The organism is Rhodococcus marinonascens NBRC 14363 (assembly GCF_001894885.1).
GTDB classification, from domain to species: domain Bacteria; phylum Actinomycetota; class Actinomycetes; order Mycobacteriales; family Mycobacteriaceae; genus Rhodococcus_F; species Rhodococcus_F marinonascens.
Window position 1 is genome coordinate 142,424 of the sequence record NZ_BCXB01000010.1, and the last position, 24,332, is coordinate 166,755.

The 24,332-nt window shown below is 63.5% G+C and carries 25 protein-coding genes and 3 pseudogenes; 15 read left to right on the forward strand and 13 right to left on the reverse strand.

The features are described 5' to 3' along the window. Window positions 1-79: 79 nt before the first annotated feature. Window positions 80-985, forward strand: coding sequence for a DMT family transporter (locus RM2_RS09695; protein WP_072688609.1), 906 nt, complete (start codon window positions 80-82; stop codon window positions 983-985). Here RM2_RS09695 and RM2_RS09700 read toward each other — a convergent pair whose 3' ends face one another. Beyond that, window positions 986-1,507, reverse strand: coding sequence for a 2'-5' RNA ligase family protein (locus RM2_RS09700; RefSeq protein WP_072688690.1), 522 nt, complete (start codon window positions 1,505-1,507; stop codon window positions 986-988). Window positions 1,508-1,526: 19 nt separating this feature from the next. On the opposite strand from RM2_RS09700, the gene RM2_RS23405 reads away from it, so the two are divergent. The 4 genes from RM2_RS23405 (at window position 1,527) to RM2_RS09715 (ending at window position 4,585) form a co-directional block, all read left to right on the forward strand. Then, entirely contained in the window at window positions 1,527-1,760 is a 234-nt protein-coding gene (locus tag RM2_RS23405; RefSeq protein ID WP_139277718.1) for a hypothetical protein, read from the forward strand. A 117-nt stretch (window positions 1,761-1,877) separates the two neighbouring features. After that, entirely contained in the window at window positions 1,878-2,801 is a 924-nt protein-coding gene (locus tag RM2_RS09705; protein ID WP_072688610.1) for an ABC transporter substrate-binding protein, read from the forward strand. A gap of 42 nt (window positions 2,802-2,843) precedes the next feature. Continuing rightward, on the forward strand, window positions 2,844-3,827 hold the full coding sequence (locus RM2_RS09710) for an amino acid ABC transporter permease (RefSeq protein WP_072688611.1): 984 nt from the start codon (window positions 2,844-2,846) through the stop codon (window positions 3,825-3,827). Next, window positions 3,824-4,585, forward strand: coding sequence for an amino acid ABC transporter ATP-binding protein (locus RM2_RS09715; RefSeq protein ID WP_072688612.1), 762 nt, complete (start codon window positions 3,824-3,826; stop codon window positions 4,583-4,585). The genes RM2_RS09710 and RM2_RS09715 overlap by 4 nt, the downstream gene beginning before the upstream one ends. 68 nt (window positions 4,586-4,653) lie before the next feature. On the opposite strand, the gene RM2_RS09720 is transcribed toward RM2_RS09715, so the two are convergent. Beyond that, window positions 4,654-5,547 carry a class I SAM-dependent methyltransferase gene (locus tag RM2_RS09720; RefSeq protein ID WP_072688613.1) on the reverse strand — a complete coding sequence of 298 codons (894 nt, stop codon included), beginning with the start codon at window positions 5,545-5,547 and terminating at the stop codon, window positions 4,654-4,656. Window positions 5,548-5,797: 250 nt separating this feature from the next. Here RM2_RS09720 and rpsA point away from each other — a divergent pair, with 250 nt between their 5' ends. Continuing rightward, the gene (gene rpsA / locus RM2_RS09725; RefSeq protein WP_072688614.1) at window positions 5,798-7,285 is read left to right on the forward strand and encodes a 30S ribosomal protein S1; all 1,488 of its coding nucleotides are present in this window, start codon (window positions 5,798-5,800) and stop codon (window positions 7,283-7,285) included. Between the two features lie 136 nt (window positions 7,286-7,421). Here the strand turns inward: rpsA and RM2_RS09730 are convergent, their stop codons facing one another. After that, the gene (locus RM2_RS09730) at window positions 7,422-7,640 is read right to left on the reverse strand and encodes a hypothetical protein (RefSeq protein WP_072688615.1); all 219 of its coding nucleotides are present in this window, start codon (window positions 7,638-7,640) and stop codon (window positions 7,422-7,424) included. Between the two features lie 185 nt (window positions 7,641-7,825). Between RM2_RS09730 and coaE the strand changes: the two genes are divergently transcribed. Continuing rightward, a complete protein-coding gene (coaE, locus tag RM2_RS09740) occupies window positions 7,826-9,040 on the forward strand; it encodes a dephospho-CoA kinase (protein WP_072688616.1) in 1,215 nt (404 codons plus the stop codon). A gap of 3 nt (window positions 9,041-9,043) precedes the next feature. On the opposite strand, the gene RM2_RS09745 is transcribed toward coaE, so the two are convergent. Beyond that, window positions 9,044-9,562 (reverse strand): ribonuclease FAU-1 family protein, encoded by a 519-nt coding sequence (locus RM2_RS09745; protein WP_072688617.1) that lies wholly within the window; start codon window positions 9,560-9,562, stop codon window positions 9,044-9,046. Between the two features lie 78 nt (window positions 9,563-9,640). Between RM2_RS09745 and uvrB the strand changes: the two genes are divergently transcribed. From uvrB to RM2_RS09760, 3 genes are all read left to right on the forward strand, one after another. Continuing rightward, window positions 9,641-11,803 carry an excinuclease ABC subunit UvrB gene (gene uvrB, locus RM2_RS09750; RefSeq protein WP_072688618.1) on the forward strand — a complete coding sequence of 721 codons (2,163 nt, stop codon included), beginning with the start codon at window positions 9,641-9,643 and terminating at the stop codon, window positions 11,801-11,803. A gap of 29 nt (window positions 11,804-11,832) precedes the next feature. Next, window positions 11,833-12,705 (forward strand): SCO6745 family protein, encoded by an 873-nt coding sequence (locus RM2_RS09755; protein WP_072688619.1) that lies wholly within the window; start codon window positions 11,833-11,835, stop codon window positions 12,703-12,705. A gap of 169 nt (window positions 12,706-12,874) precedes the next feature. After that, complete coding sequence (locus tag RM2_RS09760) at window positions 12,875-13,327, forward strand: universal stress protein (RefSeq protein WP_072688621.1); 453 nt, start codon at window positions 12,875-12,877, stop codon at window positions 13,325-13,327. Window positions 13,328-13,349: 22 nt separating this feature from the next. Here the strand turns inward: RM2_RS09760 and RM2_RS09765 are convergent, their stop codons facing one another. The 3 genes from RM2_RS09765 to RM2_RS09775 all read right to left on the reverse strand — a co-directional run bounded on the left by RM2_RS09765 (window position 13,350) and on the right by RM2_RS09775 (window position 17,490). Then, on the reverse strand, window positions 13,350-15,632 hold the full coding sequence (locus tag RM2_RS09765) for a HelD family protein (protein ID WP_072688623.1): 2,283 nt from the start codon (window positions 15,630-15,632) through the stop codon (window positions 13,350-13,352). A 227-nt stretch (window positions 15,633-15,859) separates the two neighbouring features. Further along, window positions 15,860-15,967: a methionine/alanine import family NSS transporter small subunit gene (locus RM2_RS09770; protein WP_072688625.1), complete on the reverse strand. Its 108-nt coding sequence runs from the start codon at window positions 15,965-15,967 to the stop codon at window positions 15,860-15,862. Continuing rightward, window positions 15,964-17,490, reverse strand: a complete 1,527-nt coding sequence (locus RM2_RS09775; RefSeq protein ID WP_072688627.1) for a sodium-dependent transporter — start codon at window positions 17,488-17,490, stop codon at window positions 15,964-15,966. The genes RM2_RS09770 and RM2_RS09775 overlap by 4 nt, the downstream gene beginning before the upstream one ends. Window positions 17,491-17,748: 258 nt before the next feature. Between RM2_RS09775 and RM2_RS25885 the strand changes: the two genes are divergently transcribed. Further along, window positions 17,749-17,994 carry a transposase gene (locus tag RM2_RS25885; protein WP_218017218.1) on the forward strand — a complete coding sequence of 82 codons (246 nt, stop codon included), beginning with the start codon at window positions 17,749-17,751 and terminating at the stop codon, window positions 17,992-17,994. Window positions 17,995-18,067: 73 nt separating this feature from the next. Here RM2_RS25885 and RM2_RS09785 read toward each other — a convergent pair whose 3' ends face one another. After that, the gene (locus RM2_RS09785; RefSeq protein WP_072688629.1) at window positions 18,068-18,520 is read right to left on the reverse strand and encodes an acetyltransferase; all 453 of its coding nucleotides are present in this window, start codon (window positions 18,518-18,520) and stop codon (window positions 18,068-18,070) included. A gap of 559 nt (window positions 18,521-19,079) precedes the next feature. Further along, window positions 19,080-19,442, reverse strand: a complete 363-nt coding sequence (locus RM2_RS09790; protein WP_072688631.1) for a PH domain-containing protein — start codon at window positions 19,440-19,442, stop codon at window positions 19,080-19,082. Window positions 19,443-19,554: 112 nt separating this feature from the next. Between RM2_RS09790 and RM2_RS25130 the strand changes: the two are divergent. Next, window positions 19,555-19,871 (forward strand): annotated as a pseudogene (locus RM2_RS25130) (IS1380 family transposase); the annotation flags it as partial. Window positions 19,872-19,925: 54 nt separating this feature from the next. On the opposite strand, the gene RM2_RS09800 reads toward RM2_RS25130, so the two are convergent. The 4 genes and pseudogenes from RM2_RS09800 to RM2_RS09815 form a co-directional block, all read right to left on the reverse strand. Beyond that, window positions 19,926-20,219 carry a hypothetical protein gene (locus RM2_RS09800; RefSeq protein WP_072688635.1) on the reverse strand — a complete coding sequence of 98 codons (294 nt, stop codon included), beginning with the start codon at window positions 20,217-20,219 and terminating at the stop codon, window positions 19,926-19,928. Between the two features lie 244 nt (window positions 20,220-20,463). After that, a pseudogene (locus RM2_RS09805) lies at window positions 20,464-20,847 on the reverse strand (type ISP restriction/modification enzyme); the annotation flags it as partial. Between the two features lie 33 nt (window positions 20,848-20,880). Beyond that, window positions 20,881-21,096: a hypothetical protein gene (locus tag RM2_RS09810; RefSeq protein ID WP_072688636.1), complete on the reverse strand. Its 216-nt coding sequence runs from the start codon at window positions 21,094-21,096 to the stop codon at window positions 20,881-20,883. Window positions 21,097-21,195: 99 nt separating this feature from the next. Next, a complete protein-coding gene (locus RM2_RS09815) occupies window positions 21,196-21,720 on the reverse strand; it encodes a ParA family protein (RefSeq protein WP_072688638.1) in 525 nt (174 codons plus the stop codon). A 459-nt stretch (window positions 21,721-22,179) separates the two neighbouring features. On the opposite strand from RM2_RS09815, the pseudogene RM2_RS23865 reads away from it, so the two are divergent. The 3 genes and pseudogenes from RM2_RS23865 to RM2_RS09830 form a co-directional block, all read left to right on the forward strand. Further along, window positions 22,180-22,546: pseudogene (locus RM2_RS23865) on the forward strand (ketopantoate reductase C-terminal domain-containing protein); the annotation flags it as partial. Between the two features lie 452 nt (window positions 22,547-22,998). Further along, window positions 22,999-23,505: an SET domain-containing protein-lysine N-methyltransferase gene (locus RM2_RS09825; protein ID WP_072688640.1), complete on the forward strand. Its 507-nt coding sequence runs from the start codon at window positions 22,999-23,001 to the stop codon at window positions 23,503-23,505. 163 nt (window positions 23,506-23,668) lie between these two features. Further along, window positions 23,669-24,332 (forward strand): class I SAM-dependent methyltransferase (locus RM2_RS09830; protein WP_072688642.1); only part of this gene is annotated, 664 nt, incomplete at its 3' end.

Below are 24,332 nucleotides of genomic sequence, written 5' to 3' on the forward strand. Positions count from 1 at the left end.
TGGCACTCGACGTAATGGTGCTCACCGGCCGTACACCCGACACGCACAACGATGTCACCCAGCACGGGAACTTCCGGTTTTGAGGGCGGGTCTGGCGGCCCAGTACACCGGGACAGCGCTTGCGTGGGGTGCGAGTTTCCTTTTCATCAAAATCGGCCTCGAGGGCTTGTCGTTCAGTCAAGTCGTGCTGTGGCGGCTGGTGTTCGGGGCGCTGACTCTCGGTGTGGTTCTCGGTCTCACCCGATCGCGGTTGCCGAGTGACGCGACGACATGGGCGCATCTATCCGTACTTGCGGTCGTACAGTGTCTGGTGCCGTGGTTGCTGTTCAGCTGGGCCGAGCAGACCATCAGTTCCGGGCTGGCCAGCATCTACAATGCGACGACACCCCTGATGACGATGTCGCTGGCGCTGGCATTCCTGCCGGGGGAGAAACTCACGGATGCAAAACTGTTCGGCCTGCTGCTCGGGTTCTCGGGTGTGGTCGTGGTGCTGGCGCCCTGGCAGGCCGGGATCGTGGGCAGTGTTCCGGCGCAGCTTGCGTGCCTGGGGGCGACCGCGTCTTACGGTGTCGCGCTGGTCTACTTGCGCCGCTTCATACTTCCGCGAGGTATCGGCACACCGGCCATCGCGTTCATGCAGGTATCGATCGCGGCGATGGCGTTGCTCGTCGTGACGCCGTGGGCGGCGAGCTCACCGATGCACCTGACACCCGCGATCGTTGCGTCGATGATCGGGCTCGGGGTATTCGGCACCGGTCTTGCATTCGTCTGGAACACCAACGTTGTGCGCGGTTGGGGGCCGACCGCCGCATCCACCGTCACCTACCTGACGCCGCTGGTCGGGGTGGTGCTCGGCGCAATAGTGCTTGGGGAGGGTATCTCGTGGAATCATCCGGTGGGGGCGCTTGCCGTGGTCTCGGGAATCATTGTCACGCAACGGTCTTCGCGTAGATCCACCAACGTGATGGTCGCAGACGTGCGGTGATCACGGGGGCGCGGTGAGGACCCACTCACGTTTGGCGTCGCCGTCCCATCTGCGCACCACGGACGCGCGCCCGATGATGTCGCCGCCGTCGAGCAATCGTGCGGCGTCCGCGATCTGATCGGCCGGGAGTCGCCGCGCGAGGGTCACGTGCGGGGTCCATTCGCCGGGCCGGATGTGCGGCGGGACCTCCGCTGCACGCTCCGCGAGGTCGAAGACCGTCCGGTGCAGCGACAACAGTGCCCTCGACGGCACCACCAGTCGCGACAACGTTACGTGTCCGCTACCGAACATCACCAGACCGCCCAGTCGGACGTGAAACGAGGGCGTCGCGATCTGCCGGCCGAGGAGTTCGTCGATCTCAGTCGGGATGTGGCGGGCCGCGAACAAGGTGACGTGTGGTCGATTCGACATCGCGCGAACGCGGGTTCGGCTGGGTAGCCCTGCATCCCACAGCCGTTGCCACTCGGCGCGAACGGCAACGTCGGTTGCCTCGTCGAAGAGCAGTTCCACAGACTGGACCATGGTAGGCAATGATGGCCCCATGAGCGGTGCTGCGGCAAACATCTCTGATACGAGAATCGGCGTGATCGTCGTCGACGGCATCGGACTGGGCGCCGCTGTGCACCGGATCAGCGAGGCGGTCCGCGCTACGATCTCGTCTGGAGTGGCCACCGCTGACGTGGGTGGGCTCTCGTCGACCAGCGAATTCGCCGAGACGGTCCTCGCCCGCACACTCCGTCGCGCAAGACCGTCTTCGCAGTTCGACAGGCCGTAAATATCCGATAATGTCATCTGCCGGTCCGGATGACGTACTCTTCCGTTCGACAATTCGGAGTTCGAGAGTTCTCCGTCGCCGTAGTTCGCTCGGTGCACCACGATTTCTTTGGAGGACATGCCAGTGTCTGGTCGATCCGTCATCACGCGAGGCCGAGTTGCCCGCACCCTCGGAGCACTGGTGGGTACCAGTGCTCTGTTGCTAACCGGGTGCGCCACCAACACCGAAGGTGGTGACCTTCCTTCCGGAGGCGACACCGTGGAGGTGAACAAGGTGGACGCGATCGCGGCCGAGTTGCCCGAGGAGATCGCCTCGGACGGCGAGATTATCGTCGGTGTCAATATCCCCTACTCTCCCAACGAGTTCAAGGATCCGAGCGGCAAGATCGTCGGCTTCGACGTCGACGTTGTGGACGCCGTCGCGAAGGTGCTCGGTGTGACGCCGGTATACACCGAGGCGGACTTCGACAAGATCATTCCGTCGATCCAGGCCGGCGGTTACGACATGGGCATGTCGTCGTTCACGGACACCGAGGAACGCGAGGAGGCGGTGGATTTCGTCACCTACTTCAGCGCCGGCGTGCAGTGGGCTCAACCCGCTGGCGGGGCGGTGGACCCGAACAACGCCTGCGGCCTGCGGGTCGGCGTGCAGACCACCACCATCGAGGACATCGAGGAAGTACCCGCCAAGAGTGCGGCGTGCGTCGCGGCAGGGCAGCCACCCATCGACATCATCAAGTTCGACAGTCAGGACGATGCGGCCAACGCGGTCGCCCTCGGCAAGGTAGACGCGATGTCCGCGGACTCGCCCGTTACCGCGTACGCGATTAAGCAGAGCGACGGGCGGATCGAAACCGCCGGTGAGGTCTTCGACGCCCAGCCCTATGGCTGGCCCGTCGCGAAGGGCTCGCCCTTCGCAGAGGTTCTCCAGAAGGCGCTCCAGCATCTGATCGACGACGGCAGCTACCTGGAGATCGCGCAGAACTGGGGCGTCGTTGAGGGCGTCATCACCACCTCGCAGATCAACGGCGCGACGAGCTGAGCGGTTGACGAGTAGCTGAGGTGGAGTTGACGGGTGTCTGAGATGGAGAAGGTGCCGGACAGTTCGGCAGCCGCGACGATCCAGGAACCGGAGCCGATCAAGGCGATCCCACTGCGCCGGCCCGGTCGCTGGATCGCCGCGATAGTCGTGGGTCTGCTGCTGGCCCTGTTCGTCAACGGTGCGCGGACCAACGAGGCGTACCGCTGGAACATCTACGCTCGATACTTGTTCGACGAGCGGATCTCGGCCGCGGCAGTGAAGACGATCGAGCTCACCGTGCTGTCGATGGCGCTCGCCATCGTGCTTGGTGTAATCCTTGCGGTCATGCGGCTGTCGCCGAACCCGGTCCTGAAGACGGCGGCGTGGATCTACCTGTGGATCTTCCGCGGAACCCCCGTGTACGTGCAATTGGCGTTCTGGGGATTGTTTCCGTACATCTACCGACAGCTTGACCTCGGTATCCCGTTTGTCCACCAGTTCGTGCACATCGACCTTCCGGGGCTCTATTCGGCGTTCCTGTTCGCGGTGATCGGACTCGCGCTCAACGAGGCCGCCTACATGGCCGAGATTATCCGGGCCGGCGTGAGCTCGGTGGGCGAGGGGCAGACGGAGGCGTCGGTGGCGCTCGGCATGACCTGGTCGCAGACCATGCGGCGAACGATCCTGCCTCAGGCCATGCGGGTGATCATCCCTCCCACGGGAAACGAGCTGATCGGCATGCTCAAGACGACGTCGCTGGTCAGCGCCGTGCCATACACCCTCGAACTGTACGGTGTTTCCAGAGATATCGCCGGGACAAACTTTGAGCCGGTTCCGCTGCTGATGGTTGCCGCCACCTGGTACCTGGCCTTCACGAGTCTGCTCATGATCGGTCAGTTCTACCTGGAGCGGTACTTCTCGAAGGGCGCGACCCGCAAGCTCACCTCGCGGCAGTTGCAGGCCCTCGCCGACGCAGAGGGTAGGCCGCTGATCGTCGAACCCGGCACGTCGCACTTGCCGGACGTACCGGGAGGGGAACGAAAATGACGCCGATGGTCAAGGCGGACCGGGTGTGCAAGAACTTCGGAGCGCTGAAGGTGCTCAAGGGCGTGTCGCTGGAGATCGAGCCCGGTCAGGTTCTGTGTATCGTCGGTCCGTCCGGTTCGGGTAAGTCGACGTTCTTGCGTTGCATCAACCACCTCGAGCAGGTCAATGCCGGGCGGCTGTATGTCGACGGTGAGATCATGGGCTACTCCGAGCGGCACGGCAAGCTCCACGAACTGCATCCGCGTGCTGCGGCGAAGCAACGCCGCGACATCGGCATGGTATTCCAGCATTTCAACCTCTTCCCCCACCGCACGGCGCTTGCCAACGTCATCGAGGCACCCATCCAAGTGAAGCGATTGAGCAGGAAGAAGGCCGTCGAGCGGGGTCGGACTCTACTCGAGCAGGTGGGGTTGAGTGAGAAGGCGGATGCCTACCCGGCGCAACTGTCGGGCGGCCAGCAGCAACGCGTCGCCATCGCCCGCGCGCTGGCGATGGATCCCAAGCTGATGTTGTTCGACGAGCCGACTTCTGCCCTCGACCCGGAGTTGGTCGGAGAGGTGCTCGCCGCCATGAAGGATCTCGCCGCGGGCGGTATGACCATGGTCGTCGTGACCCACGAGATGGGCTTCGCGCGGGAGGTGGCCGACCACCTGGTGTTCATGGATGCCGGCGTTGTCGTCGAATCGGGTAAACCCGATGAGCTGCTGACCAATCCGCAACACGAACGCACCAAGGCGTTCCTCTCGAAGCTGCTGTGACGCGGCGTCCGCGAGTGCTTCGCGGCCCGTGAGTAGTCAAGCGCGTGAGTAGTCAAGCCCGTGAGTACTTAAGGAGTACTCACGGGCTTCCGGCAGCTGAAGATGGCGGTTCCGGGGAAGAGTTGCCCGCGCAGAGGACTCCACTGCCCCCATTCGCGGTCGAGCCATTCGGGCCACTCCGGCTCGATGATGTCGCGGACCTCTAGCCCCGACGCGACGATCTCGCGGATCCGGTCGCCGATGGTCCGGTGGTGCTCGACGTAGGTGGGGACACCGTCGTCGTCGACCTCCACGTAGGGCGTGCGGTCGAAGTAGGGGAGCGTGGCGGTGAGGCCCTGCGGCCCCGGATCGTCCGGGAAGATCCAGCGGATCGGGTGGTTCACCGCGAACACCCAGAGCCCACCGGGGCGAAGAACTCGTGCCACCTCAAGCATCACCTGTTGCGAATCCGCCACAAACGGAACTGCGCCAAAAGCCGAACATGCGGTGTCGAAACTCGCGTTGGCAAAGGGGAGGTGCTCGGCTCCCGCATGCACGAGCGGCACAGTTGCTCCTCCCGCGCGCATGGCCTCGGCGCCGCGGGCCAACATCGCCATGGACAGATCGAGTCCGACAGCGCGAGCGCCCCGGCCTGCCAGCCAGCGTGCGCAGGGCGCGGACCCGCAACCGACTTCGAGGACGTCCTTACCTGCCACGTCACCGAGAAGGTGGTGATCCCCCTCGTGCAGGCCTTCCGGGCACCAGACGAACTCGCCTTCCGTCGCGTCGACACCGAGGAATTCGCCGTGTGTGCGGTGGTAGTCGTCGGCGTCGGCGTCCCACCAGGCGCGACTCGCGCGCTCACTGGTCTCGGAATCGACGCGGACTCGGCTCACCCCGGTGGTTCCGAGGGCGGCGTTGGCGGTGCCGTGGCGGTCGTCTTCGGGAGAGAGTTGAGATTGGACCGGGCGAGAATCGGGCATGAGGAACAGACTAGAGCGCGGGGACGTGCCCGGGTTTGCCCAGCTTGCCCAGAAGCGCGTAACCTATTGCACGCAAGTGTCTACGTGTGCGACATCGGATTCGGTTCAGTTCGAGTTTGTTCGGTTCCAATCGGGTGTCGTTCGCTGTACTTAGGGTGGCCTGATTCGGCGGGAATATTCCGTCGGTTCAGATTGCTTGTCCGACAGAACACCATCAACCGACCACAACCCGTCCGGAGCAACTCAACACATGCCCTCCACCACCGTGACCTCGCCGCAGGTAGCCGTCAATGACATCGGCTCCGCCGAGGACTTCCTCGCCGCTATCGACGCAACGATCAAGTACTTCAACGATGGTGACATCGTCGAAGGCACCATCGTCAAGGTCGATCGGGACGAGGTTCTGCTCGACATCGGTTACAAGACCGAAGGCGTCATCCCTTCCCGTGAGCTCTCCATCAAGCACGATGTCGACCCCAACGAGGTCGTCTCCGTGGGAGATGAGGTTGAAGCTCTCGTCCTCACCAAGGAGGACAAGGAAGGCCGACTGATCCTGTCGAAGAAGCGTGCTCAGTATGAGCGCGCTTGGGGCACCATCGAGGAGCTCAAGGAGAAGGACGAGGCAGTCAAGGGCACCGTCATCGAGGTTGTCAAGGGCGGCCTGATCCTCGACATCGGCCTGCGCGGCTTCCTTCCCGCTTCGCTCGTCGAGATGCGTCGGGTCCGCGACCTCCAGCCGTACGTCGGCAAGGAGATCGAGGCCAAGATCATCGAGCTGGACAAGAATCGCAACAATGTGGTCCTCTCCCGTCGTGCATGGCTCGAGCAGACGCAGTCCGAGGTTCGCAGCGAGTTCCTGAACCAGTTGCAGAAGGGCCAGGTCCGCAAGGGCGTCGTGTCCTCCATCGTCAACTTCGGTGCCTTCGTGGACCTGGGCGGCGTCGACGGCCTGGTGCACGTGTCCGAGCTGTCCTGGAAGCACATCGATCACCCGTCCGAGGTCGTAGAGGTCGGCACCGAGGTCACCGTCGAGGTCCTCGACGTCGACCTGGACCGCGAGCGCGTCTCCCTGTCACTCAAGGCCACGCAGGAAGACCCGTGGCGTCAGTTCGCCCGCACTCACGCCATCGGCCAGATCGTGCCCGGCAAGGTCACGAAGCTGGTTCCGTTCGGTGCCTTCGTGCGCGTCGATGAGGGAATCGAAGGCCTCGTCCACATCTCGGAGCTGGCCGAGCGCCACGTCGAGGTTCCGGACCAGGTTGTCGGCGTCAACGACGATGCACTCGTCAAGGTCATCGACATCGACCTCGAACGTCGTCGTATCTCGTTGTCGCTGAAGCAGGCCAACGAGGACTACAACGCCGAGTTCGATCCGTCCAAGTACGGAATGGCGGACAGCTACGACGACCAGGGCAACTACATCTTCCCCGAGGGCTTCGATCCCGAGACCAACGAATGGCTCGAGGGCTTCGACAAGCAGCGTGAAGAGTGGGAGAACCGCTACGCCGAGGCCGAGCGTCGCCACAAGATGCACAGCGCTCAGATGGAGAAGACTGCTGCAGACGAGGCCGCCGAGGCTGCCACGGCTGCCGCCGGCTACTCCTCGGAGTCGGGTGCAGACGAGGCGGACGCGCCTGTGTCGGCAAACTCCGCGCCGGCGGAGTCCGCTGGTGGATCGCTGGCCAGCGATGCACAGCTCGCCGCTCTGCGCGAGAAGCTGTCCGGCAACGCCGGATAAATCCGGCTGACGCCTTTCGCCAAGCCAAAGACCCCGCTCCTGCAGTCGCAGGGGCGGGGTCTTGCCGTGTGCGGCGCGCTTTGAGTGCCGGGGCCCGTTGAGTGTGGGCCCGTGAGTATGGGGGAGGGCCGGTCGCTCAGCTCGCGGTGGCGGGAATCCAGTAGTTGGGCGACGAGTGCGCCTCGGCCCGCCTGCGCATCGACGCGAAGGTGTGCCGACCCTGGCCGATGAAGGCCATGAGCCAGGATCGCCGATGATCGGCGACGGCGAGAGCTACCTCGGGAAAGTCGACGCAATGTATCCCGCCCGCGGTGCCGAGGCGGTGCCGACCGATCTGGTTGCGGTGCTCACGCATAGCGTTCCTCTTCTTGAAGAAGGTGCAGGTCGGGTCCGTGTCTTCGAACCTAGCCGAAGAGATCGGACTCATCTGTCATCTGGGTCGGGTGAGTTTGCAGGGAGGGTAGGTGGTGGAGAGGCTCATGGGAGCAAACCACTGCTGCAGATGCGAACCCCACCGCTGTAGATGCCACACTGGGAAGCGTGTTGAGAATCGGCCTCACTGGAGGCATAGGAGCCGGTAAGTCCACCGTGTCGAAGGTCCTCTCCGAACTCGGGGCCGTCATCGTCGATGCAGACCTGATAGCGAGGGAGGTCGTCGAAAGGGGAACCCCCGGCCTGGCGACCCTCATCGATCGATTTGGCGAGGAGATCCTCGCAGCGGACGGGGCATTGGACCGTCAGGCGCTGGCCGCGCGGGCGTTCGCCGACGACGAATCGCGGTTGGCGCTGAACTCGATAGTCCACCCACTCGTCGGTGCGCGCACCATGGAGATCATTGAGTCGGTGCCCGAGGACGCGGTGCTCGTTCAGGACATCCCGTTGCTCGTCGAGGGCGGGATGGGCGCGGCCTTTCATCTGGTGCTCATCGTGTGCGTCGAAGCCGAGGAGCGGGTGCGGCGGCTCGTCGGCTCGCGGGGAATGCTCGAAACGGACGCGCGGTCTCGCATCGCCGCCCAGTCTGACGACGATCAGCGGCGCGCGGCTGCCGACGTCCTGCTCGACAACAATGGGGCGCCCGGCTCCCTGGAATCGGAGATCCGGGCACTGTGGTCCGAGCGTCTCGTGCCGTTCGAGTCCAACATCCGTACTCGGACCGTGGTGACCGCCCTGCCCGCGCTCGCCCCGGCGAATCCGCAATGGCCGGAGCAGGCGCGCCGGCTGATCGGGCGACTCGAACTCGTGTGCGGTGATCGCGCCCTGCGCATCGATCACATCGGGTCGACCGCCGTGGACGGACTGCCCGCCAGGGACGTCATCGATATTCAGATCACTGTCGCAGGCCTTGGGACGGCGGACGACCTCGCCGAATCCCTCACCGCCGCCGGGTTTCCCCAGATCGAGAACATCACGGCAGACGATCCGAAGCCCGCGTACCAGGGCGGAGAGACCGACCCGGCGTTGTGGGGCAAGCGAATTCACGGAGCAGCAGACCCGGCGCGGCCGGCCAATATCCATCTGCGAGTCGCCGAGTGGCCCGGACAGCGGTTCGCGCTTCTTTTCCGCGACTGGCTCCGCGCAGACGCGGAGGCCCGCGCCGAGTATTCAACGATCAACAAGGGTGCCGCAGACAAGGCTTCCGCATGCTCTTCCGTCGAGGGCGCGATCGAGGCCTACGTCGATGCGAAGGCACCGTGGTTCGACCTCGCCTACCGCCGGGCGTGGCACTGGGCGGAGCAGACAGGGTGGTCGTTGTAGGCGTCACCGCCAATCGATCGGCATCCCCAGTGACGCCAGCCAGCGTCCGAGGTCGTGGCCGTGGGCGGCGATCCCGGCGATCGCCGTCGTGGCCGCCAGCACCGCCTGCTCGGCCGTTGCTGCATCCAGCAGGCTCACTCTGTGCGCTTCCAACAGTTCGTCGACATCGAGAAGTTCGGTGTCGCGCCCGGTCCGGATGACGAGGTCGAGGTAGTGGTCCTCGGACTTCCAGACTTGTTCGCCGCGGGTGAAGGTGCCGATGTCGACGTAGTGGTCCTGGTCGCGCTGGTGGTAGGGGTGGTAGTGGAAGATCGACGCGCGGATACCGAGGTCGGGGAGCAGCCAGGACTCGAGATAGTGGAACTGCGGATGGTCGGATGTCCGCGCCATGTACAACCCCCAGGGTTCGACACGGTAGTGATCGACTGAACGAACGAACCCCTTCGGATCAGTGTTGGTGTGCTCCTGTAGGTCGAAATACTCGATCTTCGGCGCGTGAATACGGTGACCAGCGTCTTCCATGAGGGGAAATTTACCGGGATTTCGTCTCTTCGGAGCTTGGCGGGTGAGTGTGTCGGTGCCTGCGCCTAGCCTGTTTGTATGGCGTTTGCATCCGAGCAGCCCGTGGTGGCACATTCCGAGTTCCGTCCGATCGGTGATATCGAACGGTCGGAGACCCGGTTCGAAGTGGTCAGCGACCACAAACCGGCAGGCGACCAGCCGACGGCCATCGCCGACCTCGAGCGGCGTATCAATGCGGGTGAGAAGGACGTGGTCCTGCTCGGCGCCACGGGCACCGGCAAGTCTGCGACCACCGCCTGGCTCATCGAGAAGCTGCAGCGACCAACGCTGGTGATGGCACCCAACAAGACTCTCGCTGCCCAACTCGCCAACGAATTGCGCGACATGCTGCCCAACAATTCTGTCGAGTACTTCGTCTCGTACTACGACTACTACCAACCCGAGGCCTACATCGCACAGACCGACACCTACATCGAGAAGGACTCGTCGATCAACGATGATGTCGAGCGGTTACGGCACTCCGCGACGTCGAATCTGCTATCACGCCGGGACGTCGTCGTGGTGGCGTCCGTATCGTGCATCTACGGACTCGGGACCCCGCAGTCATACCTCGACCGTTCGGTGCAACTCGAGGTTGGCGTGGAAGTGCCCCGCGATGCGCTGCTCAGGTTGCTCGTCGACGTGCAGTACAACCGCAACGATCTGGCGTTCACTCGAGGCTCATTCCGGGTGCGCGGTGACACCGTCGAGATCATCCCCTCGTATGAAGAGCTGGCGGTGCGGATCGAGTTCTTCGGTGACGAGATCGAGGCGCTGTACTACCTGCATCCCCTCACCGGAGACGTCGTGAGTCAGGTCGACTCGGTGCGGATCTTCCCCGCCACGCATTACGTCGCGGGTCCTGAGCGGATGGAACGCGCTGTCAAGGACATCGAAGCCGAACTCGAGGAGCGGCTCACCGACCTCAAGAACAAGGGCAAACTCCTCGAGGCGCAGAGGCTGCGGATGCGCACCGAGTACGACCTCGAGATGATCAAGCAGGTCGGGTTCTGCTCCGGTATCGAGAACTACTCACGTCACATCGACGGTCGCGGCGCCGGTACAGCGCCGGCGACGCTCATCGACTATTTCCCGGAGGACTTCCTCCTCGTCATCGACGAGTCCCACGTGACGGTCCCACAAATCGGGGCGATGTACGAGGGTGACATGTCACGGAAGCGCAATCTCGTCGAGTTCGGATTCCGGTTGCCGTCCGCCACCGACAATCGGCCGCTGACGTGGGAGGAGTTCACCCAGCGCGTCGGGCAGACCGTGTACCTGTCGGCGACACCCGGCAAGTACGAAATGGGACAGGCCGGCGGCGAGTTCGTCGAGCAGGTCATCCGCCCGACCGGCCTGGTGGACCCGCAAGTCGTCGTGAAGCCGACCAAGGGGCAGATTGACGATCTGATACACGAGATCCGCGAGCGTGCAGACCGCGACGAGCGGGTCCTGGTGACCACTCTGACGAAGAAGATGTCCGAAGATCTGACCGACTACCTTCTCGAGCTCGGCATCCGGGTGCGGTACCTGCACTCCGACATCGACACCCTGCGACGGGTCGAGTTGCTGCGGCAACTTCGGCTCGGTGAGTACGACGTGCTTGTGGGGATCAACTTGCTGCGTGAGGGTCTAGACCTTCCCGAGGTGTCGTTGGTGGCGATTCTCGATGCAGACAAGGAAGGCTTCCTCCGAAGCTCTACGAGCCTCATCCAGACGATCGGGCGTGCGGCACGTAACGTTTCCGGTCAGGTTCACATGTACGCCGACAAGATCACCGACTCGATGCAGCACGCCATCGAGGAGACCGACCGGCGACGTGAGAAGCAGGTCGCCTACAACGAGAAGATGGGTGTCGATCCGCAGCCACTGAGGAAGAAGATCGCGGACATCCTCGACCAAGTCTATGAGGAGGCCGAGGACACGGCCGGAGGTATCGACGTGGGCGGATCCGGACGGAACGCCACGCGGGGTCGTCGCGCTCAGGGTGAGGCAGGCCGCGCGATCAGTGCCGGACTGTACGAGGGTCGCGACACGAAGTCCATGCCCAGGGCCGAGTTGGCGGACCTGGTCAAGGAATTGACCGATCAGATGATGAACGCAGCCCGTGATCTGCAGTTCGAACTCGCCGGTCGACTCCGCGACGAGATCGCGGACTTGAAGAAGGAACTTCGCGGCATGGACGCTGCAGGCTTGCAGTAGCACCGGGACAGCGCAGTACCGTCTGATGCATGGATGCACACAGCGCAGGCCGCACCGCTCGGTCCTTGGAGTTGCTTCACTCCCTCAGCTATTTCGTTCCCGAGGTCGAGGAGCGCCTGGTCGAAGCCGGTCTCGAACCGGGAAGGATGTGCTACTTCGCGGGTCGGTCGGCGCCCATGGGCGCGGTCGGTCCGGGCGTTGTCGCTGCCACATTTTTCACCTTCAGCCCGGCCGTGATCGAGGCGATCATTCCGCGCGCGTGGGACCTTGCACCGCCGTCCGCCGTCGTGGCGGCACGGTACCGGGCGGTTGACGAAGCGTTTGTCCGCCTTCTCGGTGAGGCGGTGACGAAATCGCCGGAGATGGCGGAAGCGGCCGAACTCGTGTCCATCGCGGCTCGAGGCATGCCGGGCGTCGAGGGCAGGCCGCTCTATGCCGGGTATGCGTCGGTAGAGTGGCCGGATTCACCGCACCTCACTTTCTGGCATTCGCTTACACTCTTGCGTGAGTACCGCGGAGACGGTCACCTCGCGGCACTGCAGACGGCGGGACTGAGTGGACTTGAATCGCTGATCACCCACACCGCAACGGGGTTCGGGTTCCAGGAGAAATTCGCGCAGACTCGTCGCGGATGGACTCGAGAGCAATGGGACTCGGCGTGTGGCAATCTTCGCGACAGGGAGATACTGGATGCGCGGGGCGAGCTCACTGCAGAGGGAAGGGAATTGCGGGAACTGGTCGAGGATCTCACCGACGATCTGGCCCTGGCTCCATGGGCGGCGCTGGGGGAGGATGGGGCGGCCCGAGTGCTCGAACTCGCGACCCCGTGGCGTAAGGCGATTGTCGCCGGGGGAGTGTTCCCCGCGTGGCTGTTCGGTCCCAAAGTCGACCCGTCACGCTGACGCCCGGGCGCGTACTGCAAATGCACCTGTGTCGGTACCGATATCGTTAGGGTCAGCGCAGTGGCTGCCGGTCCAGTCGTGTCGTGTGCCGGACCCCGATAGATCGACCATCGCAAACCGTGGTCGACCTGTTAAACAGTTGATGACCGTCGCGAACATGGAGGAATGAATGAGCGCCTACAAGACCGTAGTCGTCGGAACCGATGGCTCCGAGTCGTCGTTTCTGGCAGTCGAGAAGGCTGCTGCCATCGCAGGTGACGCCGACGCCAAACTGATCATCGCGTGCGCTTACCATCCGGCTGATCCCAAGGACGCCGGGCAGGCCGTCGACGCGCTCGGCGACGAGGCCTACCAGATCATGGGCTCGACACCGACGTACGAGATTTTGCGCACAGCAAGGGAGCGTGCTCACGCGGCGGGCGCCAAGGAGGTTCTCGAGCGTGCGATTGTCGGTGCACCCGTGGAGTCGCTGCTGAAACTGGTCGACGAGGTCGAGGCAGGGCTCCTGGTAATCGGTAATCGTGGACTCAACACTCTCACTGGGCGGCTCCTCGGATCGGTTCCGTCGGATGCGGCACGCAAGTCCACCTCCGACGTCCTGATTGTCCATACGGTGCGCTGAGACTCGGTCGGTCGCACCGGTGTCACGGCCGCGCTGCGACTTCTACCGGGATCAGATCGGACAGCACCTCGGGTAGCGGCCGGGCGTGCACGACGCCGAGGCGCTGGGTGGCGCGCGTCAGTGCAACGTAAAGGTCGTTCATCCCCCGCGGCGACTGGTCGAGGATGTCCTGGGGTTCTGCGATGAATACCGAGTCGAATTCCAACCCCTTGGCATCTCGCACCGTGAGGACGCTGACGGAGTCCGATGCCAGATCTGCGAGTGCGGCGACGAGGTCGTGGCCGGCGATTACCGCGGTCGTGCCAGGGTGGGTCTCGCGAGATACGCACGTGCGCAGGGTGTCTGCCATCTCGTCCACGGAGACGGGCATGGCCCACGGCGGGGATCCGGACTCGCGAACCGACCGCGGTACGGTCTGTTCGGGATCGATCTCAGTGAGTAGCCGCTGCGCCGGCGTCATGATCTCCGCCGGCGTGCGGTAGTTGACGGTGAGTTCGGTGAGCTTCCAGCGGTTCGCCACGTACGGTTCGAGGGTTCGTTGCCACGATGACGTTCCAGCGGGATCACCGGTCTGCGCCGTGTCCCCGACGAGGGTCATCCAGCGATTCGGTATGCGACGCATCAGCATTCGCCACGCCATCTCCGAGAGTTCCTGAGCCTCGTCGACGATGACGTGTCCGTAGGTCCAGGTACGGTCGCCTGCCGCACGTTCCGCAGTGGTTTGGCGTTGCCCCACCTCGTGGCGCTGCGCCAACTGGCTGGCGTCGATAAGGTCGTAGGCCATGAGGATCTCGGGATCCAACTCGTCCTCGAGGTCCTGTGGTGCCGAACCGGTCAGGATGTCGAGGGCGCCCTGAGCGTCCGCGATCTGTGCCCTCCATTGTCGACGGGCGCGTTCGCGTTCGGCGGTGTCGTCCACACCGAGCAGTTCCGCGAGTTCGTCGAGGAGGGGCGCATCGGCGGCGCTGAAGCCGTGAGTGACGGGGCGGCGCAGCAAGGCGCGGCGGGATTCGGTCATATTCGGAGTGGCGTCGGCCAGTCGCTTCGGTGAAGCGTACAACTCGGTGAGAACCTGCTGCGGCGACAATTCGGGCCAGAGGGAGTTGATCGCTCCCATGATCTCCGGATCCTCGCGCATCTCGTCTCGCATGTCGGCGATGTCGTCGCGGCTCAGCAGATTTCCACCGCCGACGACGTTGGCGCCCAGTGTGTCCGCGAGGTGCTGGGCCAGCGCTTCGATGACCGCAGAGACAAAGATCGGTCGGGCCAGGTTATGGGGGCGCCGTGACGACCGCGCCCGGCCACGAGCGCGAGTGACGATCTTGCGGTCGAGGGTGATCCGGTGGGTGTCGAACGTCAACTCGACGGGTTGCGACGGTGCTTCCTGCCGATCCCGCACTGCCTTCTTCAGAACGTCCAGCATGTCGAGGGAACCCTTGATCTCGCCGGACTCGAGACCGTCCTCGGCGGTGGCGCGGACGCCGGGATAGAGGTCGCCGATGGTCGATAGCAGCACACCCGTCTCGCCGAGCGACGGTAGTACCTGGCTGATGTAGTCGAGGAACGTGGCGTTGGGGCCGATGATGAGGACGCCGGCCTTCGCAAGTTGCTGACGGTAGGTATAGAGGAGGTACGCCGCGCGGTGCAATGCGACCGCGGTCTTGCCGGTTCCGGGACCACCCTGGACCACCAGCACGCTCTTGTGCTCGGACCGGATGATGGCGTCCTGCTCACCCTGGATCGTCTCGACAATGTCGTTCATCTGACCTGTTCGTGCGGCGTTCAAGGCTGCGAGCAGTGCGTTCTCGCCCGCAACCCCGTCCGAACCGGTGACGGTGCCTGCCGCCTCCGCTGCCACCAGATCGAGGTACTCGTCGTTGACCGCCGTCACCCGGCGACTTCGGGTCCGAATGTGCCGTCGGCGCGAGACGCCATCGGGGGCTGCGGGGGTGGCGAGGTAGAACGGGCGGGCAAGGGGCGCACGCCAATCAAGCAGCATTGTCTCGTAGTCGTTCTCCTCGTCGAGGATGCCGAGACGTCCGATGTAGCGGCATTCGCCGTCTAGGTCGATGCGCCCGAAGCAGAGCCCGTTTTCGGCGGCGTCGTACTCGGCGAGGTCTTCGGTATAGAGCTGATTGAAGGACTCCCGTTCACTACGGGCCTGCGGGGTTCCGCCGCTTTCGAGCAGTACACGGCTCAGCCGGTTCGCCGCGTACTGCCGAAGGCCGTCCAGTCGGGTGTAGAGCATCGTCACGTATTTCTGCTCGAACTCGCGCTCGGTGCGTGACGTGTCCTCGTCGGGCAAGAGGTCTCCTTGACTGGTTCGGCTGCAGATCCGATCGGCTGCAAAAGTGCCTGTACAGTCTAGTCGGCGCCGGCGACCTCCTGTTCACGTCGCTGGTCAGCGGGAATTTTCGGGGCCAACAAAGTCCGAATTCCGGGCGGCACGGGCACTCGAAGTCGTAGGGAACGCCCGACTTTTCTCGGCCCCAGAAAGACACTAGGTTCGTGCACCCTCCCAGCGACGAGCGCCTACGCTTCGTCGTCGGGGTGATGGTGGAGGTGCACCAGACTCGCGACCAATCCTCCCCATACCAATGTGAGGGTCACCACCATCATCACGATCCCAGAGATGCTCATAGGTTCTCGCCCGCCTTTGTCGGTTCCGAGTGCTCGAGTTCTACTTCCGTGCGCCGCCACGGAGTGAATGACAACAGTACTGCGACGACGATCACGAGGATTTGCGCGCCCCACCCGAAGGTAACGACCAGACCGCTGGGCAGGCCCCCGTATCCGTCTTGTATGCGTTCGACGATCTCGGTGATCAACATGAACGCGAGCACGGCCGGGGTCACAACGCCGACGAACAGGCGCCAAGCGATGCCGAGCTTGAACGACGACACCGAATTGAGGTGGTTCTCGAGGTCGGGCAGGCGCCGCAACGCCCAGGCGACCACCGCGATGGCGACCAGTGCCACACCTACGATGCCGATGTTGTTCGCGAAGTTGTCCACGACATCCAGGACGTTCAGTCCGGTGACGGTGGGGAAGAGTAGGAGCGATATCACTGCGGAGACCCCGCCCACCCCGAGGACCGCGTGTATACGGTCGATTCCGAGTTTGTCCTCCACGGCCGCGACGCAGACCTGGATGATGCTGACCATCGAGGTGAACCCGGCGATCACAAGGGCACCGAAGAACAGGACTCCGAACAGCGCCCCCCCGGGCATGGACGAGATGATCGCCGGGAACGCGACGAACGCGAGTCCTATTCCACTCTCGACCACTTCGTCGACGGCAACGCCCGAGATGTTCGCCATGTACCCGAGGGTGGCGAAGACGCCGATGCCGGCGAGAATCTCGAAGCTGCTGTTCGAGAATGCAACCACGAGCCCGGAGCCGGTGAGATTCGTCTTGCGCCCCAGATACGACGAATAGGTGAGCATGATGCCGAACGCCACGGACAACGAGAAGAAGATCTGCCCGTATGCGGCGATCCACACTGTGGGGTCGGTCAGAATGGACCAGTTCGGCTGGAAGAAGGCGTCGAGGCCCGCGCCGGCCCCGTCGAGGAACAGTGAACGCACGACCAGGACTCCGAACAGGACTATCAGCAACGGGACGAACACCCGTGCTGTTGCGCCGATTCCCTTCTGTACCCCGAAGACCAGGACCGCGAGGGTAAGGACCCACACCGCCAGCAGCGGGAACGCGACGCCGGGGACGAAGCCCAGTGCGAACGTCGCGTCGTCGTCCTGCTTCAGGAAGTCGTTGACGAAGAACGTCGCGGGGTCACTGCCCCACGCCTCATTGAACGAGAAGAAGAAGTACCGAATCGCCCACGCGACGATGACGGCGTAGTAGACACCGATCACGAAGGAGATACCGACCTGCCACCACCCGATGATTTCGGCACGCTTGTGCAGCCTGCGGAACACCAGCGGCGGTGACCCGCGGAACTTGTGGCCGAGGGAGTAGTCGAGGAAAAGTAGCGGAATTCCGGCCGTCAGCAATGCGACGAGGTACGGGACGAAGAAGGCCCCACCGCCGTTCGTGTAGGCGACGTATGGAAACCGCCAGATGTTGCCCAGACCTACGGCGGAGCCGATCGCAGCCAGGATGAACACGGTCCGTCCGGACCACGCCTCTTGTTGACGTTCCACTGTCGCTGCTGCCTTTCGCTCGACGCAGATACTTGTTGTCGTTGGGTCGACCGTATCCACTGACGCTTCCGAAGTGTGGTGTACGCGGGCACCGAACCGTGGACCTACCGGCGGTTCTGCGCCCGCAGCAGAGTACACCCCTGCTGTCGGTGCCCCTAGGCCGTGTTGATCAAGTGGTTTCGTCCTCGGGTGGGCGAGTTTTGACGAGTAACGCGACCCGAGGTTTCTGACGAGGCATGGGCCGTGCTGGAGCCGTTGATGCCGACTGTGACCGGCGGGTCACGGCCGTGGACCGAGCAAGAAGGCGGGCCGACCCATCGCTTCGGCGACGAGCAGAAGGTCCGCTACAAAGCCCGCAACGTCGTCGAGCGGTGCCTCAACCGGCTCAAGCAGTGGCGCGGGGTCGCGATGCGCTCGGACAAGCTCGCTCGAAATTACCGCGCTGCGATCTGTCTCGCCGCGATCCTGATCTGGATCAAGACCGACTCGATCAATACGGCCTAGCAGAAGTCGGTGCTGGATCGCGAGCACTCGCACGACGGCCCGAGACATTCCTCGCCCCGGACGATGTCCTGCGTCAGGATGATGCGCCTAGATGCAGATGGAGCAGCGGATAGGGACGACCTGCCTCGTCGGTCTCGCTTCGGCCGACGATCTCGAATCCGCGGTGGGCGTAGAAGCCCGCGGCCAGGGCGTTCTGCTCGTTGACGTCGAGCCTGGTCACGCCGTGTTCCGTGATCGCGTAGGTAAGGAGCGCGGTTCCGATTCCGCCCCCGCGCTGTGCGGCGGCGACGAACAGCATTTCCAGCCCGCCGTCGAGCGTGCCTGCGAATCCGACCGGTTCGCCGTCGATCTCCACGACCGAGAGGACGACGGCTGGGAAATAGTCCGACGCGAGGTGCGCCTCGATCTCGTCGCGATCCGCGGCGGCGAGGAAGTCGTGGGTCGCGTCGACGGCGCTGCGCCAGATCGTCACGAGCGTCGGGTACTCGGCGGCTCCGATCGACGGGCGGATACTCAGCTCAGACACGATGGACCTCTTTGGGTATTTAGGCGAACTCACAAATCCTATCGCACAGCTGCGCAGCCTCCCGGTCGCCTGGCACGACGAGGAGATGCACCACGGGTGTCAACTGACACCCGCTCTAACGGTGCGGCGCTCGGGGCTTGACAGGTCGGGCTAGTCGCCGCGGACGGATACGTGGATCAGGTCCGGCGCCACGACCGGGTCCTCATCGCATGGCCATCCACGGAGGCCATCACGACCCACGCGGATGGCGACGGCGAAGAACGCACATGCCTTGATCAAAACGCCCTAGGCCTCGAGTTTCTCTTGGAGACTTTTGGCGAGGGAGGCCGATCAAGACACGGGGTTCCCAAGTGAGCTTTGGCAGACCGAAAGGTTCCCGTCGCCGTACGCTCCGGGCACCGGGATCGCCGGCCTGGTGTCCGCGGTGCCGACGCATCCCTCGCGAGCAGCTATGAACGCCGAAGCATGCCGAACTATCGGCATGCGCGATTCGAGTCTTTGACGATGGTGACCGGTGTCACCATCGCTGTCGGATGCACCGGAAGACCGACGAGCGGCATCACGTGATGTGTTGGAGGATGACCGTATGCACGTGATGGGCCTTGTCGGTGCCGCGGAAGTCTGCTTCGAAATTGGTTTGCCCGATGTCGAGGGCGACACTGCTAGACGAGAAGAACTGACCGGCCCACGACTTGTTACTGAGGAACGACACAGACCGAATGTTCTTGTACGGGATCGACGTGATCGCGGTGCGCTTTCCGACGAAGCTCTTGTCCTGGATCACGACGCGAAGGTTCGTCATACCGAGGAACCCGGTTCCTGCTCCGATGCAGTCGTACACGGCGATGATCGTCTCGCCGGGAAGAACTCCCTGCTCGACCTGCTTCAGTTGCTCCGACTTATCGAAGATCGGGTCGGTCATGGCTCCTCCTGCAACGTCGGTCGGGGTTTGCTCATCGTCTCAAGAAATCTCGTCGCAGGTGACGCGTATCGACCATCGTGAGGGCGCCTTCGTCGATGCGAAGTGATGGTCGATCGAGGAGAAGGTCGCGATCACTACGCCGCGCATCAAGTCCGGGTCGGCGAACCCTGCCCCGGAACTCAGGCACCCTGATCGCCGGGATGTGCGTCGGTGCGGACAGCATCGACGACGTCGGTGTACTGCGATCCGGTGGAATGCAGTTCTTGTTCGGCGGGGTGAATGCCCCCCGGACCGTTGGAACCGTGCTGCGCGAGTACACCCTCCGTCGTGCTCGCCAGCTCGAATCGGTGATGCGTACATCTTGTCACGCTCGCGAGCCGGGCCGATCTGTTGCCCGGAATCGGACGCCTGCGATTCGTCGACATCGACTAGCTGCTGCGCCCGGTCCACGGGCACACAAAGGATTGCCGGCACACAGGTAGGTCATACGAGTCCAACAGTTCGCCGCGTTTTGAGGTCATCTTGGCTATGGTGATGGCGTCTGGCTGGTTCGCCATCGCATGCTCGCGGGTCCACCTCCTTGTCCTCGGACTGGACCACCACGCTCTCCAGGAGGTCACGTGCGGACACCGCCGCATCCACGACGTCCGGCCACGGCATCGCCGGAATGATGAGCTGGAGGCGCTGGACCTCGACGAAGGCGGTCTCACTGTAGGGACGGGTCTCGTAGAACTGCTCCTCCGAGAGCACGGCCTGGAGGCGGAGCTCCTTGTCCACGGTAAACGTGTTGCTCCGCCCCCCGTGGCGGCGCCCAGGAGTGCCTCCGCAAACTCATTCAGTAGGTCTAGCTCCCTTCCCGTTTCCGTTGCGGGGCTTACAGATCAGCAGAGTAGCGCGTGGCGGAACGTGTCACGAGTGCGGCGGAGATGATCGCCAGTGTGGCGACTATGGCGGTGAGAGTGGGGATCACAGAGTCGGTTCCTTCACCAGATGATGACCCGCGACGGCATGCGTTGTCGGCCAGGCTGTCGACGACCTTTATGGTCTCGACGCTGACCGTCACGATGCGCTCGATCAGGTCCACGACGTGCCTGTGGTTGTCGTGCTCGTCGCACCAATCGTTGGGGTCGTTGACGATGCCGGACGCCTTGTCGGTTTTGACCCGGTAGCGGTCGATGATCCAGGCAAGCGCCGAACGGGGCCCGAGTATGTACCGTTCGGCGTCCTCGGGGATGCTGGCGATCGTGACCTTCGGGTTGTAGTTGATGGTCGTGCGGTCAGCGACGTTCTTGCCGGTCGCGGGGTCCTTCTTCTTGCCCCACTTCATCGTCGACATGCGCCACGTCTCGCGGCCGTCCGGGCTAGCGTCCGGCTCGAGCTGCACGTCGAGGCCGTTCGGCTTGACGGGGGTCGAGGAACAGATCAGCCCGATCCGGCGCTAAGCGCTTTCGATAGCTGAGAGTGCCACATTCGCGTCCTTGCCGAAGTCACGTTCCATTCGGTTCAGCACAACGATGTAATCGCGGCGGATGTTCTTCACCGGCACCGTGCCGAGGAATATCCGTATGGCATCCACGATCCCGCCTACCCGGGACGGGGTAGGCGGGATCGGATCGCGCGGCACCGGCGGCAGTACCGTCTGGTCGGTCCCCATCGAGCAGCCTCCCGCGCTACCGCAGATGAATTACCGAGTCGACCCCGCACGAAAGATCCATCGCGCCAGTTCGTTCCATAGGTTACCGCAGATAAAGAGCTAGTATCCGCGAGAATTCCTAAGCGCCGGATCGGGCGGTTCTGTTCCTCGACTCCCGATAAGCGCATAGTCGGCGGCGCTCATGCCGTTGATGGTCAACAGGTCGATCGTCGGAGGGAAGTCGAGCAGGATGAAGTCGTACTTGCCCTTGAAGGGTTCGAGCGCGTCGGACAATTGCTTCTCGCGGCCGGCCCCGGTCACTACCAATTCGTCACGAACGACCGCGAGTTTCTCGCTCTCCGGGGGGGTGGGGACGACATCGACGCCTGTGAAGAGTGAAGGCATCACCACATCGTCGATGGTCACGTCCGTGCGGGAGCTCAGTACCTCCGCGATTCCTAGATCATCGTGTTTGAGGTCGTCCTTCCCGAGCACGGTTGTCATATTTCCCTGGGGGTCGAGATCGACGCACAGCGCGGTCCGCCCTGTTTCAGCGATTGCAGCAGCCAGGTGGTAGACCGTTGTTGTCTTCCCGACCCCACCTTTTTGATTGCAAATCGCATATACGGTCGCCGGCATCGGCATCCTCCCGAGCTGTAGTGCTATAGATTCACGGTGTCATTGACCTACATGATAGGACAGGCAGAGGCCTGTGAGCGGCAGTAACGCTGTGCAACTCGGATCGCCGTCGTCCGTACCTCTCTGGTGCTGTAGTGCTGTAGTGCAACGGAGCCACCGATATGACAGTCAGGCTTGTGAGCAGCAGCAATGCTGTAGCACTACAGCCCCGTTGCGGTGTGCAATGGCGGGCAACGGGAAGCAACAGGCGGGGGCCGAGACCGATCCGGCACGCAACGCGGCACGTTCCCGGGGGTTGCCGCTTCCCTCATCGACCAATCGGGCGGTTGCCGACCACGGGCCGGGGGACCGGGACGGCAGGGGTGTCAGCAACGACGGTATTGCGCGGTTGCAGGGGTCAGCAACAGCACTACCGACGCGGGAGTCGCCGGCCGGTATGTCCGACGCGATCTTCCAGGGTGTTACAAACTGCTAGTCAACGCGCTGGCCGGATTCATGGTGTTGTCCGCGCGGCGGTCCGGAATGTTCCGCCGCGACGACGTAGCAGCGTTGTCCCGCCGCTATGTCACCGAGTGCCTGGCGGTGGCGCGCGCCGAAAGTGCCCGGCTCGGCGAAGACGTGGTCGAGGAGACGGTCGACCTTGTCCGGTCGGCTCCCGACGATATGGGCACCTCGATGCTTGCCGACCGGGGAAACCCACCGCCGGCTGGAATGGGACCTGTGTAACGGGGTGATCATCCGCAAAGGCCGTACCCACGGACTGACCACCCCGATCAGCGACGTCGTGGTGCCGCTGCTGGCCGCGGCCAGCGACGGGACCGACCCCGTTTGAGAGCCAGGCCCGAACGTCGAGCTGATCGTCAGCCCTGCCGGATGTCGCTTCAAGCTCCAGGCGGACCAAACGGCTCTCCCCGCGCACCACGAACCCGTCCACAATGGATTCCCCCTCCCCGGCCAGCGCACCGACCAGCACCAAAGGGCAGCTCGTCGCCTTACAGCAGCCGAGGGGGTTGAAGCATCCATGCAACCCGCTCGGATGATCGATCGCGACCTGGCGGAGTTGGGTCACCTACAAAACCCGGGTCACCGCACTTCTGGCCAACCGACCTCGGTAGTCGCTTGCTGGCCAGACTTCTCGGGGGGACGGCTGTCTCGATAACGAAAAAACACGCCGGAGCACGTGACAGGATTGACGCACCGTAGTCGAGGAAGACGGCGCGTTGGCTGCCGCACCCTGCGGAGGATCAGCTTGCGCGTGCACCCGTCCTCAGAGAGCAGAACACGATGAACAACGGATTCCAGCTTCTGGGCACTAAGGCCAAGGGAGAAGGTGTATTCGCCACCCGATCTTTCCGGATGGGTGAAACGGTCATGATCGGTGTCATCAAGGGCGAAGTCAGCGCTAACCATTCTCACGCCTCGCAGGTAAGCGCGGAACGCTGGGTGTTCCACGGCGGCCTGGTCCCTAAGGTCAACCATTCGTGCGACCCGAACTGTGGGGTCCGCCTCAACTCCAGTGGCGCCCACGATTTCGTAGCCCGCGACGCCATCACCGCAGGCCAGGAGATCACGTTCGATTACGCGATGCGGAACTACACGATCCAACACTTCGCCGCCCACTGCCAGTGCGGCTCGCGGCACTGCCGAGACAGCATCACCGGGTGGAAGGACCTCTCCGCCCAACGCAAGGCCGACTATCGCGGCTTCGTAGCGCCCTACCTCACCGAACTCGATGCCCAGCACGCCGCAGCCGCGGACCAGCAACGACTCGCCGGCGGGGTTCGGATCTAGAACTCCAGTCGTTCGCAGTGTGGGAACGGTGTTGATCGAGACGACCAGTGTTCGCAGGCCATCCGGTTACGGAGCGGGCCTGCCAGGTTGAGGCAGGGAGCCGAGGCGGGCGCTGAAGTGCGACTCGCCGGACATTACCCGAGTTGGGAGAAACCGAATACGTATGTCCAAACTAAAGCCGAAGTACGATGAGCTGCAGTCGATCTTCGATATCTCGAATGAGTTCTTCGAACTGTTCTTAGGCCCGACGATGGGCTATACCTGCGGGTACTTCGAACGCGACGATATGACTACCGACGAGGCTCAAAACGCCAAGTTCGATCTGGCGCTGGGCAAGCTGAACCTCGAACCGGGGATGACGCTGCTCGATGTCGGCTGCGGCTGGGGCGGCGGCATGCAACGGGCGATCGAGAACTACGACGTCAACGTCATCGGGCTCACACTCAGCGAGCGTCAACGCCAGTACGCCGTGGCTAAGCTGGCCAAGGTTCCCACCAAGCGCAAGGTCGAGGTGCGACTGCAAGGCTGGGAAGAGTTCGACGAGAAGGTCGATCGGATCGTGTCCATCGGAGCGTTCGAACACTTCGGCCACGACCGCTACGGCGCGTTCTTCACGATGGCCTATGACGCGTTGCCGCAAGACGGGTCGATGCTGTTGCACACCATCACCGGCGCGGACCGGGACGAGGCGAAAAAAATAGGCCTCAAGATGACGTTCGAGATGGCCCGATTCGCGAAGTTCATCATGACTGAAATCTTTCCCGGCGGCCGGCTGCCGTCGGTGCCGATGGTCGAGGAACTCGCCACCCAAGCCGGGTTCACCGTAG

Coding starts and splice junctions, on each gene's coding strand:
- RM2_RS09700 (WP_072688690.1), bottom strand. CDS start 1,507: ATGGTCCAGTCTGTGGAACTGCTCTTCGACGAGGCAACCGACGTTGCC.
- RM2_RS23405 (WP_139277718.1), top strand. CDS start 1,527: ATGAGCGGTGCTGCGGCAAACATCTCTGATACGAGAATCGGCGTGATC.
- RM2_RS09705 (WP_072688610.1), top strand. CDS start 1,878: ATGCCAGTGTCTGGTCGATCCGTCATCACGCGAGGCCGAGTTGCCCGC.
- RM2_RS09710 (WP_072688611.1), top strand. CDS start 2,844: ATGGAGAAGGTGCCGGACAGTTCGGCAGCCGCGACGATCCAGGAACCG.
- RM2_RS09715 (WP_072688612.1), top strand. CDS start 3,824: ATGACGCCGATGGTCAAGGCGGACCGGGTGTGCAAGAACTTCGGAGCG.
- RM2_RS09720 (WP_072688613.1), bottom strand. CDS start 5,547: ATGCCCGATTCTCGCCCGGTCCAATCTCAACTCTCTCCCGAAGACGAC.
- rpsA (WP_072688614.1), top strand. CDS start 5,798: ATGCCCTCCACCACCGTGACCTCGCCGCAGGTAGCCGTCAATGACATC.
- RM2_RS09730 (WP_072688615.1), bottom strand. CDS start 7,640: ATGCGTGAGCACCGCAACCAGATCGGTCGGCACCGCCTCGGCACCGCG.
- RM2_RS09745 (WP_072688617.1), bottom strand. CDS start 9,562: ATGGAAGACGCTGGTCACCGTATTCACGCGCCGAAGATCGAGTATTTC.
- uvrB (WP_072688618.1), top strand. CDS start 9,641: ATGGCGTTTGCATCCGAGCAGCCCGTGGTGGCACATTCCGAGTTCCGT.
- RM2_RS09755 (WP_072688619.1), top strand. CDS start 11,833: ATGGATGCACACAGCGCAGGCCGCACCGCTCGGTCCTTGGAGTTGCTT.
- RM2_RS09760 (WP_072688621.1), top strand. CDS start 12,875: ATGAGCGCCTACAAGACCGTAGTCGTCGGAACCGATGGCTCCGAGTCG.
- RM2_RS09770 (WP_072688625.1), bottom strand. CDS start 15,967: ATGAGCATCTCTGGGATCGTGATGATGGTGGTGACCCTCACATTGGTA.
- RM2_RS25885 (WP_218017218.1), top strand. CDS start 17,749: ATGCCGACTGTGACCGGCGGGTCACGGCCGTGGACCGAGCAAGAAGGC.
- RM2_RS09790 (WP_072688631.1), bottom strand. CDS start 19,442: ATGACCGACCCGATCTTCGATAAGTCGGAGCAACTGAAGCAGGTCGAG.
- RM2_RS09810 (WP_072688636.1), bottom strand. CDS start 21,096: ATGGGGACCGACCAGACGGTACTGCCGCCGGTGCCGCGCGATCCGATC.
- RM2_RS09815 (WP_072688638.1), bottom strand. CDS start 21,720: ATGCCGATGCCGGCGACCGTATATGCGATTTGCAATCAAAAAGGTGGG.
- RM2_RS09825 (WP_072688640.1), top strand. CDS start 22,999: ATGAACAACGGATTCCAGCTTCTGGGCACTAAGGCCAAGGGAGAAGGT.